General features: G+C 67.5%; 16 protein-coding genes. 6 read left to right on the top strand and 10 right to left on the bottom strand.

All coding sequences use genetic code 11. The annotated features are described in order from the left end of the window. Position 1: 1 nt before the first annotated feature. Together BM449_RS05865 and hisB are read right to left on the bottom strand one after the other, a co-directional pair. Positions 2 to 1513 (bottom strand): carotenoid oxygenase family protein, encoded by a 1512-nt coding sequence (locus BM449_RS05865; RefSeq protein WP_071800464.1) that lies wholly within the window; start codon positions 1511 to 1513, stop codon positions 2 to 4. Between the two features lie 52 nt (positions 1514 to 1565). Beyond that, complete coding sequence (gene hisB, locus BM449_RS05860) at positions 1566 to 2219, bottom strand: imidazoleglycerol-phosphate dehydratase HisB (protein WP_071800463.1); 654 nt, start codon at positions 2217 to 2219, stop codon at positions 1566 to 1568. Between the two features lie 86 nt (positions 2220 to 2305). On the opposite strand from hisB, the gene BM449_RS05855 reads away from it, so the two are divergent. Further along, on the top strand, positions 2306 to 2926 hold the full coding sequence (locus tag BM449_RS05855; RefSeq protein ID WP_071800462.1) for a carbonic anhydrase: 621 nt from the start codon (positions 2306 to 2308) through the stop codon (positions 2924 to 2926). A gap of 24 nt (positions 2927 to 2950) precedes the next feature. On the opposite strand, the gene fabI is transcribed toward BM449_RS05855, so the two are convergent. Continuing rightward, the gene (fabI, locus tag BM449_RS05850) at positions 2951 to 3733 is read right to left on the bottom strand and encodes an enoyl-ACP reductase FabI (protein WP_071800461.1); all 783 of its coding nucleotides are present in this window, start codon (positions 3731 to 3733) and stop codon (positions 2951 to 2953) included. Between the two features lie 71 nt (positions 3734 to 3804). Here fabI and BM449_RS05845 point away from each other — a divergent pair, with 71 nt between their 5' ends. After that, positions 3805 to 4482 (top strand): 4'-phosphopantetheinyl transferase superfamily protein, encoded by a 678-nt coding sequence (locus tag BM449_RS05845; protein ID WP_071800460.1) that lies wholly within the window; start codon positions 3805 to 3807, stop codon positions 4480 to 4482. Here the strand turns inward: BM449_RS05845 and BM449_RS05840 are convergent. Next, the gene (locus BM449_RS05840; protein ID WP_233831151.1) at positions 4479 to 5066 is read right to left on the bottom strand and encodes a hypothetical protein; all 588 of its coding nucleotides are present in this window, start codon (positions 5064 to 5066) and stop codon (positions 4479 to 4481) included. The two genes, BM449_RS05845 and BM449_RS05840, sit on opposite strands and share 4 nt — an antisense overlap. 38 nt (positions 5067 to 5104) lie before the next feature. Here BM449_RS05840 and BM449_RS05835 point away from each other — a divergent pair, with 38 nt between their 5' ends. After that, the gene (locus BM449_RS05835) at positions 5105 to 5686 is read left to right on the top strand and encodes a thioredoxin family protein (RefSeq protein WP_071800459.1); all 582 of its coding nucleotides are present in this window, start codon (positions 5105 to 5107) and stop codon (positions 5684 to 5686) included. A 30-nt stretch (positions 5687 to 5716) separates the two neighbouring features. Next, positions 5717 to 6943: a DegT/DnrJ/EryC1/StrS family aminotransferase gene (locus BM449_RS05830; protein WP_071800458.1), complete on the top strand. Its 1227-nt coding sequence runs from the start codon at positions 5717 to 5719 to the stop codon at positions 6941 to 6943. Between the two features lie 34 nt (positions 6944 to 6977). On the opposite strand, the gene BM449_RS05825 is transcribed toward BM449_RS05830, so the two are convergent. The 4 genes from BM449_RS05825 to BM449_RS14645 are packed head-to-tail and all read right to left on the bottom strand — an operon-like array spanning position 6978 to position 10200. Continuing rightward, entirely contained in the window at positions 6978 to 8459 is a 1482-nt protein-coding gene (locus tag BM449_RS05825; RefSeq protein ID WP_071800457.1) for an FAD-binding domain-containing protein, read from the bottom strand. After that, entirely contained in the window at positions 8456 to 9019 is a 564-nt protein-coding gene (locus tag BM449_RS05820; protein WP_071802016.1) for an NUDIX hydrolase, read from the bottom strand. The genes BM449_RS05825 and BM449_RS05820 overlap by 4 nt, the downstream gene beginning before the upstream one ends. A 52-nt stretch (positions 9020 to 9071) precedes the next feature. Further along, positions 9072 to 9683, bottom strand: coding sequence for a 2-amino-4-hydroxy-6-hydroxymethyldihydropteridine diphosphokinase (gene folK / locus BM449_RS05815; RefSeq protein WP_120352763.1), 612 nt, complete (start codon positions 9681 to 9683; stop codon positions 9072 to 9074). A 7-nt stretch (positions 9684 to 9690) separates the two neighbouring features. Further along, positions 9691 to 10200, bottom strand: a complete 510-nt coding sequence (locus tag BM449_RS14645) for a methylated-DNA--[protein]-cysteine S-methyltransferase (RefSeq protein ID WP_071800456.1) — start codon at positions 10198 to 10200, stop codon at positions 9691 to 9693. Positions 10201 to 10524: 324 nt separating this feature from the next. On the opposite strand from BM449_RS14645, the gene BM449_RS05805 reads away from it, so the two are divergent. Beyond that, complete coding sequence (locus tag BM449_RS05805) at positions 10525 to 10863, top strand: hypothetical protein (RefSeq protein WP_145536895.1); 339 nt, start codon at positions 10525 to 10527, stop codon at positions 10861 to 10863. A 223-nt stretch (positions 10864 to 11086) separates the two neighbouring features. Here the strand turns inward: BM449_RS05805 and BM449_RS05800 are convergent, their stop codons facing one another. Both BM449_RS05800 and BM449_RS05795 read right to left on the bottom strand, forming a co-directional pair. Next, positions 11087 to 11461 carry a Rho termination factor N-terminal domain-containing protein gene (locus BM449_RS05800; RefSeq protein WP_071800454.1) on the bottom strand — a complete coding sequence of 125 codons (375 nt, stop codon included), beginning with the start codon at positions 11459 to 11461 and terminating at the stop codon, positions 11087 to 11089. After that, entirely contained in the window at positions 11458 to 11946 is a 489-nt protein-coding gene (locus tag BM449_RS05795) for a hypothetical protein (RefSeq protein WP_071800453.1), read from the bottom strand. Before BM449_RS05795 ends, BM449_RS05800 begins: the two co-directional genes overlap by 4 nt. A gap of 200 nt (positions 11947 to 12146) precedes the next feature. On the opposite strand from BM449_RS05795, the gene BM449_RS05790 reads away from it, so the two are divergent. Beyond that, positions 12147 to 12803: a hypothetical protein gene (locus BM449_RS05790; protein WP_145536898.1), complete on the top strand. Its 657-nt coding sequence runs from the start codon at positions 12147 to 12149 to the stop codon at positions 12801 to 12803. Positions 12804 to 12833 lie beyond the last annotated feature (30 nt).

Below are 12833 nucleotides of genomic sequence, written 5' to 3'. Positions count from 1 at the left end.
TTCAGGCCGCCTCCGCCCAGCTGCCGTGCAGGCCATGGGGGAGCGCCAGCGGTAAGGGCAGGACGGCCTGCTCACTGAGGTCGCCCGCGCGCAGGATCACCAGATCACTGGCGCAGCGGGCGCCATTCCAGACCACCACCATCACCCAGCCGTCGTCTTCTGCCGTTGCGCCCGGGCGTGGCACCATCACCGGCTCACTGACGAAGCCCCGAGGAGCGGCGCTCCAGAGCCGGCGCTCGCCTGTGTCGAGGTTGATCTTTTCGATGGCCTGCAGCGGAGCGTTGCCTGTTTCCACTTCGGTCACCGCCATCCAGGCCCAGCTGGCCTTCAGCCCCACCCGGGAGGGATTCACCGTGGCGAATTCACAGCAGCGCTGCTCCAGCAGCTCGGTGCTGACCTCGCCACTGGCCAGATCGATGCGGCAGCGCTTCAGCTGGCCGACCGGCAGGCTGTCGAAATCGATCGAGCGGAAGTCGACGCCCTGGGGGATCGTCGGAAAATCGTTGTAGTAGATCGAATCGACGACCAGCGTGCCGGCGCTACCGGAATCCGGTTCTTCGAAGGCATTGAGATGGTGGAACACGAAGCCTTCGGGGGCTGAAACCCGTCGCGGTTCACCGCCACCGGAGCGCGGGATCAGCCAGAACTCGCCGGGGGTTCCGGGCTTGGAGCCCAGGCATTGGGCGGCCCCTTTGAGTCCGAATACGAAGCCGAGCGGGTTGAACGACATCGCGTTCTGCAGGAACACCGCCCAGTTCGGGGTGATCGCGAAGTCATGGAGGAAGGCAAAGCCGGGGAAGTTGTGCTTCTGATCCGCCTTCAGTTCAGCTGTTCCGGCGGCGCTGGCGTCGTACTCCATCAGCCGCACCGTGCTGCGGGGCCCCGATTTGATCCCGAAGGTGACCATGCGCCGTTCGCCGTGGTGGCCCGGATCGAAGCGAGGATGGGCACTGAAGGCCTCGCCCTCCGCCAGGGTGCCCTCCATCAGGTCGAGGCCTCTGGTTTCCAGGGTGTCGGGATCGAGCGCGTGCGGTGAGCTCGCTTCCCACAGCGCCAGCAGCTTGTCGCCCAGCCGCACCACATGGGTGTTGGCGATGTTCTTGAGCCGCAGGTCGAAGGCGTTGGCCGCCGGGCCACCGGGTTTCTGGGTGCCGAACACGCCCCGATACAGCACCTTGTCGGCGGCTTCCTCGGCCACCCAGCCCTCGGTGCGCACGAAGCGATTGCAGAGGCTGGCCGCGCCGGATTCAAAGCGCAGGGCCGTGATCATGCCGTCGCCATCGAAGGGATGGTGCACCCAGCGACCGCCGCGCTCCAAGCGGCCGGGACCATTGCGGTAGAGCGTGCCGCCCAGCTCTGGCGGGATCGTGCCTGAGCTGGGCGTGAGTGCAACGCCGGTGAGCTCGCTGCCGACGTTGCGGAAGGAACTCGCCCAATCGTCGCGGTCGTAATCGCCGACGGCTGAGCCGGTGGCTGGGCTGGTGGGTTCGGGGCGGCTGGGGGCGACGGTCATCGGGCGGGCGGCAGGGAAGACAACTTGATCCCCATCATCACGTAACGAACCATTACGTTGCGGGTCGGCCTCCGGCCTGCTCCAGCACTCCCTTGCTGCTGGGCACCTTGCCGGCGCGGCGGGGGTCGATCTCCACCGCCAGCCTTAGGGCCCTGGCGAAGGCCTTGAAGCAGGCCTCGACGATGTGGTGGGAGTTGACGCCGGCGAGCTGGCGGATGTGCAGGGTGAGGCCGGAGTTGTTCACCACCGCCACGAAGAACTCCTTGACCAGCTCGGTGTCGTAGGTGCCGATCCGCTGGGCCGGGATCACCAGGTCGTAGCTGAGGTGGGGACGGCCGGAGCAGTCGAGCACCACCTGCACCAACGCCTCATCGAGGGGCGCCACGAAATGGCCGAAGCGCTGGATGCCCTGGCGGCTGCCCAGGGCCTGGGCCAGGGCCTGACCCACGGCGATGCCCACGTCTTCGTTGGTGTGATGGTCGTCGATGTGGAGGTCGCCGTTGGCCGTGATCTCCAGATCGAGCAGCCCATGACTGGCCAGCTGGTGCAGCATGTGATCGAGGAACGGCACGCCTGTGCTCACCTGGCAGAGGCCGGTTCCATCGAGGCCCAAGCGCACGCGCACGTCCGTTTCACCGGTGACGCGCTCGATGCTGCCGCTGCGGCCGACGGGGCTGCCGTGATCGAGGTCCGAAAGGGAGGACACAGGGCAATCGGTCGGGACGGTACCAATCATGCCGAAGTCAATGAACGCAAGCAGTCCACAATCGCCGGCATCGCGTCGGCCGCTGCTTGAACAACTGTCCCCAGGCGGTGCTCGCCGAGCTGCACGCAGGCCACCGGCGCTTCCTTGACGGTGAATCGCTCCATCCCCACAGCAGCCGTGAGCGCATGCTCGAGGTGGAATCGGGCCAACATCCAACGGCAGCGGTGCTGGGCTGCGCCGATTCCCGGGTGCCGGTCGAGCTGCTGTTCGACACAGGCTTCGGCGACCTGTTCGTGGTCCGCAACGCCGGCACCCTTTCCACCACCGCGGCCATCGCTTCCCTGGAGTACGCCGTTGCCCACCTGGGCGTGCCGGTGATCGTGGTGCTCGGCCATGAACGCTGCGGTGCCGTTGAGGCGGCCCTGAACCCAGCGCTGAAGCTCACCCCGAGCCTGGCCCAGGTGGTGGGACAGCTCCGCATGGAGCTGCTCAGCCTGGGCGGGCAGCACGACCTGGATCAGGCCTCCCGCCTCCACACCCTCAACGCGGCCCGCAACCTGGTCGACTCCAGCGTGCTGCTCACCGATCTGATGCGCGGCGGCCGCCTGCAGGTGGAGGCTGCCTTCTACAACCTGCACAGCACCAGCATCGACTGGATGGGATCGGTGATGCCCATGCGCTCAGAAACACTGATCAGCCCCCGTTGATGCGGGCTCTGGTCACAGCGCGGCTCACATCCCGTTGATGCAGTAACCGGCGTCCACGTAGATCACCTGGCCGGTGATGCCCGAGGCCAGGGGGCTGGCCAGGAAGGCCGCCGTGCTTCCCACCTCCTGCTGGGTGACGGTGCGCTTGAGCGGAGCTTTCACTTCCACGTTGTGGATCATGTCGAGAATGCCGCCGATCGCTGAGCTGGCCAGGGTGCGGATCGGCCCGGCACTGATGGCGTTCACGCGCACCTGCTTCTGGGGGCCGAGTTCCGCCGCGAGATAACGCACCGAAGCCTCCAGGGCTGCCTTGGCCACCCCCATCACGTTGTAGTTGGGGATGGCGCGCTCAGCGCCGAGATAGCTGAGCGTGATCACGCTGGCCCCCTCGTTGAACAGGGGTTTGGCGTGGCGGCAGAGCGGCGCCAGGGAATAGGCGCTCACCTCAAGGGCCCGGGCGAAGCCCTCAGGGCTGATCGCGCTGTAGTCGCCGACCAGCTCCTCCTTGCCGGCGAAGGCCAGGCAGTGAATCAGCACGTCGAAGTGGCCCCACTGCCGCTCGATTTCGCTGAACACCGCCTCGATCTGCTCAGGGTTCTGGACATTGAGCGGCAACACCAGGCTGGGCTCAAGCGGAGCGGTGAGCTCGCGCACCTTGGCCTCGAAACGGCCCTTCTCATCGGGCAGGTAGGTGACCGCCAGTTCGCAGCCTGCCGCCGCCAGCTGCTGGGCAATGCCCCAGGCGATCGAGCGGTTGTTGGCGATGCCGGTGACGAGGGCTTTCTTGCCGCGCAGATCGAGAAGCATCGCTGGGGGTCGAGAGAATGGGATTCTCTCGCAGCGCTCGCACCCGTGTTCTGGTTCGCCCTGCCGTCGCTGTGACCGAACCGCTCAGGCCGATGCGCTGGCCGCCACCATCGAAGCCCTGGCCCCAGCTGGATCCCGCCGCGCAGGCCCCACCGCTGATCTGGCTGATCGACCGCCGCTGTCACGCCCTGGTGGCCCAGCGGCCGTTGCTGCAGTCCCTGCTCTCGGCGGCGGAGCAGCGCCGGATCGAGCGCCTGCGCCGCGACGACGACCGTGACCGCAGCCTGCTGGGCCGTGGGGCACTGCGCCTGGTGCTGGGTGGCTTGATCGGCCAGGACCCCGCCACGTTGCCGCTGACGGTGGGCCCCGGCGGCAAACCCCAGCTGGCCGCTCAGGTTTCTCCCCAGTTCAACATTTCCCACTCCGGCGCCCTGGTGCTGCTGGCCTTTCACGCCACTTGCCCCGTCGGTGTTGATGTGGAGCGCCAGCGAGCCGGCCTTCGCTGGCAACCGATCGCCCGTCGCTGCTTCGACCCGGCGCTCTGCCGCCAGATCGAGGCCCTGCCGCCCAGCAAGCAACGGCTGGCGTTCCTGAGGCACTGGTGCCGCCTGGAGGCCACGCTCAAGGCCCAGGGAACCGGCATCCTGGCGCCGCCGTTGCCGTCTCCGCCAGCCACCGCCCTCCACGAGCTCCAGCTGCCTGAGGGCTACGCGGGTGCGGTGGCAATGGTCTGCGCTGCTGGCCCTTAATTGTCCTCCGGCTGGGGTGGGATCGGCGCCAAGGCCTCTTCCTGCTGGCGCACCTGTTCGGGATCGGGTAGCAGGTCCTCTTCCTTGAGCGGCGGCAGCGGCTCCACCTTCAGCTCCTCCAGCCGGCGGGGCGGGTCGCTCCATTCCCAGCGGCTCCGTGGCGCCCTGGTTTCGCATAACGCTTCGAGTTCGCGGCGCAGGGCCTGGCGCACATCACGGCGCCCATAGGCCTCGAACACCTCCGGGCGAGTGGCTAGCCCGGAGCTGAACGGTGCCGAGCCGTTGCCGTTGAACAGCCGCGTCGCATCCGGCAGCCAGCGGGGCCGGCACACGCCCCGGGTGGTGGTGTCGGTTTCGAGCCAGAGGTGGAGGCCATAGCCATCGGGCTGGCTGGCCACCGCCAGGCCGTCGTGGGGTTGCTGCCGCTGCAGCGGGAAGATCCGCCAGCTGGCGCTCTGGTGGGACGGCGTGCAACTGGCCAGCAGCAGGGCGGTGCCGGCGAGGGTCGCCAGGCGAGGCGAAGTCCGAAACAAGAGCTGGGAATGCAAGCGGCGCTGATCCTGCCGGAACCAGGCGCTCGCCATGGACGCCACAATCACCAGATCCATCGTCCGAGCTGGCCTTGGCCCTGACACCCTCCACGATGCTTCCCCTTGGTACGGCGCTGCCCACCTTCCGGTTGCCGACGCTGTTAACACCTGCGGGGGAACCAGCCATCGAGAGCGCGGCCTTGCCAGCTGAGCCCGTGCTGGTGCTGTTTCTCTGCGCCCATTGCCCGTTCGTGATCCACGTGGAAGCGGAGCTCAGCCGGATCGACGCCGACTACGGCGAGCGCCTGACGATCCTGGCGATCGCCAGCAACAGCCAGCTCAGCCATCCCCAGGACGGTCCGCTGCAGCTGGCGGTCCAGCGCCATCGCTGCGGTTGGCGCTTTCCCTATCTGCTCGATCAGGACCAGTCGGTGGCCCAGGCCTTCAGGGCCGCCTGCACCCCTGATCTCTTCCTGTTCGGCGCCGACCATCGGCTGCTCTACCGGGGTCAGCTCGACGCCAGCCGTCCCGGCAACGGCCAACCCCCCGACGGCCGCGACCTGCGCGCCGCCCTTGAGGCGGTGCTGGCCGGTGAACCGGTGAATCCGGAGCAGACCGCCTCGATCGGTTGCAACATCAAGTGGCATCCCGGCAAGGAGCCCGCCTGGATCTGAAGCCCAACTTCGGGGCTTAAGGTGCCACGCATGCAGGTGCCCCCCTTCGATCTCACCGAGCAGCTTCATCAACTCGGTGAAGCCCTCGAAGATGCCGTATTGAAGGTGTTGCGCAGTGGGCAATACATCGGCGGGGCCACGATTGCCCAGTTCGAGCAACATTTCGCCGCCACGATCGGCTGTCCCCACGCAATCGGCTGCAACAGCGGAACTGACTCCCTCGTCCTGGCCCTGCGTGGTCTTGGCATCGGCCCGGGCGATGAGGTGATCACCAGTTCGTTCAGTTTTTTCGCCACCGCCGAGGCGATCAGTTCCGTCGGCGCCACGCCGGTCTTTGTCGACGTCGAGGAAGGCTCGTATCTGCTCGATCTGGGGCGAATTGAGGCGTCTATCACACCGGCCACCCGCGCCCTGATGCCTGTCCACCTGTTCGGCCGCCCCGTCGACATGGAGCGGCTGATGGCCATTGCCAGCGCCCACAACCTACGAGTGATCGAAGACTGCGCCCAGGCCAGCGGCGCCAGCTGGGCGGGTCAGGCCCTGGGCAGCTGGGGCGATGCGGGTTGTTTCAGCTTCTTCCCCACCAAGAACCTCGGCGGTGCCGGCGACGGCGGTGCTGTCACCTGCCGCGATGGGGCCTTGGCCCAACGCATCCGCGAGCTGGCCGTGCACGGCATGCCGCGCCGCTACCTGCACACCTCGCTGGGTTACAACAGCCGCCTCGATGCCCTGCAGGCGGCCGTACTCAACGTCAAGCTGCCCTACCTGCAGGGCTGGATCGAGCGCAGGAGCCAGCTGGCCGCCAGCTACCGGCGTGAGCTGGAAGGCACCCCGGGTTTGCGGCTGCCGGAAGCCGGACCCGAGGGGCACAGCTGGAACCAGTTCGTGGTGCGCATCCCCCGCTGTCCCCACAGCCTGCCCAGTTGCGCGGGGCGTTGCACCCCTTCGCCAGCCAGCGCCGAGTTTGGGCTACCGGAGAGCTCCTGCCGCGACTGGATCAAGCAGGAACTGGCCAGCGCCGGCGTGCAGACGATCATCTATTACCCGATCCCGATCCACCGCCAGCCGGCCTATGCCGGTCTGGGCTACGGGCCCGGCAGCCTGCCGGTCACCGAGCGGCTGACCTCCGAAGTACTCAGCCTGCCGATCTTCCCGGAACTGACCGCCGAGCAGCAGCAGCGTGTGGTGGAGGTGGTGCGCCGCGTCTGCGCCCTCTCGCTCAGCGCCCAGGAGCCAGCGACCACACTGGCGGCCTGAGCCGGCTTGTCGCAAACCAGTTCAGCGCAAACAGCTAGCGCAAAGACGCGTAGAGCTGCTTGAAATGGGCCTGTTGCTGCCGGTGCTCCACGATCGGCGCCGGGTAACCGAGCCGTTCGAGGGGCGCGATGGTGCCGCTGAGCAGATCGGCGGTGGCCACGCGGGCCAGCTCCGGCAGCCAGCGACGGATGTAGGTGCCCTCGGCATCGAAGCGAGTCGCCTGGGTGTACGGGTTGAAGATGCGTAGCGGTTTGGGGTCCATGCCGCTGCTGGCGCTCCACTGCCAGCCGCCGTTGTTGGCGGCCAGATCGCCGTCCACCAGGCGCTCCATGAAGGCCCGCTCGCCCCAGCGCCAGTCGATGATCAGATCCTTGACCAGAAAGGAGGCGACGATCATGCGGCAGCGGTTGTGCATCCAGCCGCTGGCGTTGAGCTGACGCATCGCCGCATCCACGATCGGCACGCCGGTGAGGCCCTCGCACCAGGCCCCGAAGCGAACAGGATCGTTCTCCCAGGGGAACTGGCGCCACTGGGCCCGGTAGGCGCCGTCGGCCAGGGCCGGGAAATGGAACAACGCCTGCTGGTAGAACTCGCGCCAGGCCAGCTCCTGCTCCCAGACGGTGATCGCCTGTTGCTGCTCCCCGCTGCCGGCGGCCGGTCTCATCGCCTGGGCGGCGGCCCAGGCCTGACGGGGACTGAGGGTGCCGAAGCGCAGGGCGGCGCTGAGCCCGGAGGTTCCCGCTTCGCCGGGCAGGTTGCGGCCGGAGTCGTAGTTGAGCAGGGCGGCATGGCTGAAGCCCTCCAGCTGCTCTCGGGCGGCCGCCTCACCAGGCCGGCAGGCGCAGATTTCGGCGCCGGCGAAGGCTGCACCCAGGTTGGCCAGATCCTCAAGCGCCTTGGCCGGCTCGCCGGGCAGCTCGCTCTCCAGCGCCTGGGACGCAGCCGCGTCCAGATCCTGCAGGCCGCTGGGCGCCGGGGTGGGGGTGAGTGTGGCGGCGGGCCTCTCCTCCAGCTGTTGCCGCCAGCGGCGCCAGTAGGGCCCATAGACCCGATAGGGATCGCCACTGCCGGTGCTGAGGGTATCGGGGGGAACCAGCAGCTGGTCCCAGCCCGCGAGCACTTTCCGGCCAGCGGCCTGCAGGGTGGCGGCCACTTTGCGGTCGCGCTCCCGCCCGGCCGGCTCCACTTCCCGGTTCCAGGCCACCACGCCCGCGCCGATCGTGGCGGCGAGCCTGGGCAGCAGCGCGACGGGGTCACCGTGCAGCACCAGCAGTTGGCTGCCGGCGGCGCGCCAGCCTTGCTGGAGTTCGCGCAGGCTCTCGGCGAGAAACCACAGCCGCGCCACTGATTGATCCGCTGCCGCCAGCTCGGCCGGATCGATCACATACACACCCGTGACAGCAGCGGTGGCACGGCAGGCGGCGGCCAGGCCGAGGTTGTCGGCCAGGCGCAGGTCGCGCCGGTGCCAGAACAGCCAGCGAGTGCTCCCTTCCGGGGCGGCGGCGGACGCACTCATCCGAGGCCGAGCAGCTGGCGGGCGCGGAACCAGGCGGTGACGCTCTTGCCATCGAGGGCCTCATCGCCACTGGCCAAGGCGGCATCGAGGGCGGCGGGCTCGATCAGCAGCACCTCCAGGTCCTCGTCCTCGTCGGCGGCGGGCCGCTCGCTCAGGGCGCTGAGCTCGCGGGCCAGGAACAGGTGGATCAGCTCGTCGGAGTAGCCGGGGCAGGGCAGCATCAGACCGAGCGAGTCCCAGCGGGCGGCGCTGAAGCCGGCTTCTTCGCCCAGCTCGCGCTGCATCGAACCCAGAGGGTCTTCGCCCGCTTCCAGGGTGCCGGCAGGGAACTCGAGGATGCGGCGTTCCACCGCGAAGCGGTACTGGCGCAGGATCACCACCCGGCCGTCGTCGAGCACGGGCACCGCCAGGGAGGCGCCGGGGTGGCGGATGATCCCGTAGGTGCCCTCCACCCCCATCGGCAGCACCACCCGGTTGAGCTCGAAACGGATCTTGCGGGCCTGCAGGGCCGCCGTGGTTTCCAGGTGGGTGGACGGCTCGGGGGGCGGCAGCGGAGCCATGGAGCAGGGCTGAGGGGATTCCAGCATGACCGCCTGCCGTAGCCGGCGCGGTTCACTCCAGAAGCGATGCTCCCCACTCAGGCCAGCCAGTGCGACCAGGCAGGAGCTGCGGTGGTGTCTCCTTGGAGCCCGCCAGCAGCTGCTGCAGCAAAGCGGCGGCCGTTGTGGTTCCCCCGGGTGGCACCAGCCCTGGCTCGATCGCCGCCAGCGGCGCCAGCACGAAGGTGCGCTGGCGCAGGCGTGGGTGGGGCAGCTCCAGCTGGAGCGGCGACCCCTGATCGGCGGCTGTGGCCGTGGCACCACACCAGAGCAGGTCGAGATCGAGGCTGCGGGGCCCCCAAGGCACCAGCCGCTGGCGGCCGAAACGCGCCTCCAGGCTCTGCAGCCGAACCAGCAGGTCCAGCGGATCGGGCCAGGATTCGCTGTTTTGCAGGGCGGCGCCGCTGGCAGCCCGCTCCACCAGCAGCACCGCATTGAGAAACGGCGGCTGCCCCGGCGGACCACCCACCGGCGCCGTGCGGAACAGCGGCGACCAACGCAGTTTCAGCAACGGCTCAGGCCCACCCATCCAGGATTCCAGCTCTTGAATCAGCAACGGCCGCAGGGCCGTGAGCGTGGCAGCGGGATCGCCGAGGTTGGCCCCAAGGGCGATGGCCGTTGTCAAGGCGGGCTCAGGTTCCGTGACGGCCAGCTTCGCGCTCCAGCAACGCTTTTTTGCGCTCAAGGCCCCAGCGGTAGCCACGCAGGGAGCCGTCGCTGCCGATGACGCGGTGGCAGGGAATGGCCAGGGCGATCGGGTTGGCGCCGCAGGCCTGGGCCACGGCCCGCACCGAGCGGGGTTCGCCCAGACGGCGGGCGAGCTCGGCATAGCTCACCGTGCGGCCGGCGGGAATCAGGGTCAGCTCCTGCCAGACCCGCCGGCGGAAGGGCGTGCCGCCCAGATCCAGCGGCGGTGGCGGCACCGGCTCGTCGATGGCGGCGAGCACCTGGGCCAGCCAGCCCTCCAGCTCGGGATCGGCCGCGGCGAGCTCGGCTGCGGGATGGCGCTGGCACAGCTCTTCGCTCAGTGGGCCTGGCTGATCGCCCAAGGTGATCGCCAGAATGCCGCGCGGCGTGGCGGCGAGCAGGATCCAGCCAAGCCAGCAGGGCCGAAGCAGGAAGCGAACGGTGTCAGAGCCCATCGCCGGCGGGCGCAATCACGACACGATTTTGTCGGACAAAGCGCGACGAACAACGGCCCCGGCTGTCGTGCAACACGATTCAATGCTCAGGCAGGAGAAAAGCAGACGAAATGTTGGATCGATCGCGTTCGACTCTTGCTTGCCAGCACTCAGGGATTGATTCCACGCCGATCGAGCCCACCCTCTTGATGGAATGACCAGCGGCCTTGAAGGGAGAGTGGTGAATCTGGGGGATGATTGAAAAGAGGAGGCCATCACCTCAGGCTTTGCGTTCCCCATTCACCCCTCCCTATGTGCAGATTGATCCCACTCGGACTGGCTCTGGTGGCTGTTGCTGCGCCCCTGTCCGCAGCGCAGCTTCCCTTCGAGCCCAACCCCATCGCCTTTGCCACCTACCTCGGCAAGGAGGCCCTGGTGGATGGCAGCCGCGCCAGCTTCAAGAACCTGAGCGGTTGCAGCATGGGCAGTGGCAACCCCAAGACCTACCAGTGCGAGTCGGGCGATGCTGTGCTGACCAGCCCGAGTGGGTCACGCACCTGCAAGGCGGTCTCCCGAGAGGGGCGACCCGGCATCATCTGGACGGCGGGTAAGACGGGAGGAGGGTCATGGCAGGGGAATCTGGAGTGCCCAGCCATCGCCCCGGCCGCCGCTGCTCCGCTCTGAGCTGATCCGGCCAACGGCGATCAGAGATGAATCAGAATCAGATCCTGTCGCCCCTGTTCCGCTAGCCAGGGGATGACGCCTCGTAACCGATGAGCCCTCTGTTCCCCTGTTCGGTTTGCGGCGTCCAGATCGAACGCTCCGTGCAGCTCTATCGGCAAGAAAAGGGGCGTTTGCTTTGTTCAACCTGCAAGGACAAGCTGGAGGCCGAGCGACCACCAGCCTCTTAAGCCAACAACTGCCGCAGCAAGCCAATCAGCTCCTTTTTGCTGAACGACTCCAACGGCGGCGGTGGGGGCTCCACCTGGTTCCGCTCAAGAATCCTGGCCAGCTCAGGCTTCTTCAACTTGGTGTAGCCCTTGATCCCGTGCGCCTTGCACAGCTGCTTGAGGGCTGCCACCGACAGCTTGAGAAAGCTGCCTTTGCCCAGCAGGGCCTGGCCGCGCCGGGAAGGAGCATCGGGCGGATCGTGCAGCTGGCTCAGGGCTTCACCTGAGCGTTGGAGATGCGCCTCCACGCGGCGATACACCCGGGCATCGCTGCCGGCAAGTTCTCGGTGGCTCTGCTCAAGCAGATCGGCAATCGATGGACCCGCGCTCATGGCTGTTCGTTGATCAAGTTGCCGTTGATCTGGCGCGGGGTGAGTTCGGCAGAGCCCTGGCTGTCGACCGCCGATTCACTGGCGAGTGCCGCAGCGTGCGCCTTGGCCTGGCGCCAACGGCTGGCCTGGGTGATCAGCCGCCTGAACATCTCCACCAGCCAGAAGCCGCTCTGGCGCTCACTCTCATCAATCAGCCCCACCATCGCGTCACCGGTGTCCTCCAGTTCGCGGATCACGGCGCCGAGCTTGGCGTTGAGGGCATGCAGCCGCAGCTTGGTCCGTGCTTCATCAGCCAAGTCGGCCTCCAGTTCGCCCAGCTCCCGTTTCAGCTCGGCAATCACCACGCCGCGACGGTCGCTCTGGGCCTTGAGAACCCCCCGCGAACGATTGGCCGACACCAGCGCCGCGCGGCATTCGCTGTAGGTGTCCCCCAGGGCCTCTGGCTCCGGGGATGGCGGGAACTCGCTGGCTGAGCGCAGGGCCATGCTGCCGACGGGAACTGATGATCCATTCTGGGGCAAAGGAGTAATGAGGCCACAGCTGCAGCTGCGCTCATTTGCAGCTGAGCGCAGCTGGTCAGCTGCCGTTGCTGTATGCCTTGCCAAGGGGATGGATCTGGCCGCCACGGAGGATGGCCTGGGGGTGGCCCCATGCTTGGTCGGATGGTGCTGTGGATTCGCCGCTGATGGAGACGTTCGAGTTCTTCAAAACAGCCCTGCCGGTGCTGATCGTGGCGGTGGTCACCCAGTTGACACTGGTGGTGCGCAGCAGTCTGGAAAACCGCAAGACCCGGCGCTTTTTGCGGGCCGATCTCGCCACCGAAGCGAGGGAGGGCCTGCGAGGGCTGGACATCTTCCTGGCCTCCTGCAACGCGGCCAACGTCACGGATGTGAACCAGCTGGGGCCTGGTCTGGCGATCGCGATTGCGCCGATCCAATGCAAGGAGGAATACGTGCGACTGTCGGCGGCGGTCAAGGAGGCGCTGCCCACCCTGAGCAAGCAGGAGTTTCAGGTGGCATCGGCCCTGAAGGGAGCCTTTCGCCTGATCATCGGGTACACCGAGGCCTGCAACAACTACTTCCTCATCCTCCAGAACGCCACGATCAGCCCCGGATTTTCCGAGGAGGGGGTGGAGTTGCGCCGCCAGATCTTCCGTGACTTCGGTGTTGTGGCCAAGCAGCAAATCCATGTCAATGCCGACAAGGCCAGGGCGATGGCCAGCCTGTTGCTGAAGGACATGGATGACCAGGAACTTGAAGCGCTTGAGGAGGCACTCGAGCAACTACCGGATCCGATTGACGCCGCCCGGCCAGCTGAGAACCAGGATCAGAGCGCTCGCTGAGGCAGCGGGGGATCAAGCGCCTTCTGGATG

Source organism: Synechococcus sp. SynAce01, from assembly GCF_001885215.1.
Lineage (GTDB): Bacteria > Cyanobacteriota > Cyanobacteriia > PCC-6307 > Cyanobiaceae > Regnicoccus > Regnicoccus frigidus.
Note: the sequence above shows the minus strand (reverse complement) of the source record. Positions and strands in the feature narration are given on the sequence as shown.

What these genes read in the sequence shown, in the direction of transcription:
- BM449_RS05865 (WP_071800464.1), bottom strand. Translation starts at nt 1,513, where the DNA reads ATGACCGTCGCCCCCAGCCGCCCCGAACCCACCAGCCCAGCCACCGGC.
- fabI (WP_071800461.1), bottom strand. Translation starts at nt 3,733, where the DNA reads ATGCTTCTCGATCTGCGCGGCAAGAAAGCCCTCGTCACCGGCATCGCC.
- BM449_RS05840 (WP_233831151.1), bottom strand. Translation starts at nt 5,066, where the DNA reads ATGGCGAGCGCCTGGTTCCGGCAGGATCAGCGCCGCTTGCATTCCCAG.
- BM449_RS05830 (WP_071800458.1), top strand. Translation starts at nt 5,717, where the DNA reads ATGCAGGTGCCCCCCTTCGATCTCACCGAGCAGCTTCATCAACTCGGT.
- BM449_RS05825 (WP_071800457.1), bottom strand. Translation starts at nt 8,459, where the DNA reads ATGAGTGCGTCCGCCGCCGCCCCGGAAGGGAGCACTCGCTGGCTGTTC.
- BM449_RS05820 (WP_071802016.1), bottom strand. Translation starts at nt 9,019, where the DNA reads ATGGCTCCGCTGCCGCCCCCCGAGCCGTCCACCCACCTGGAAACCACG.
- BM449_RS14645 (WP_071800456.1), bottom strand. Translation starts at nt 10,200, where the DNA reads ATGGGCTCTGACACCGTTCGCTTCCTGCTTCGGCCCTGCTGGCTTGGC.
- BM449_RS05800 (WP_071800454.1), bottom strand. Translation starts at nt 11,461, where the DNA reads ATGAGCGCGGGTCCATCGATTGCCGATCTGCTTGAGCAGAGCCACCGA.
- BM449_RS05795 (WP_071800453.1), bottom strand. Translation starts at nt 11,946, where the DNA reads ATGGCCCTGCGCTCAGCCAGCGAGTTCCCGCCATCCCCGGAGCCAGAG.
- BM449_RS05790 (WP_145536898.1), top strand. Translation starts at nt 12,147, where the DNA reads ATGGAGACGTTCGAGTTCTTCAAAACAGCCCTGCCGGTGCTGATCGTG.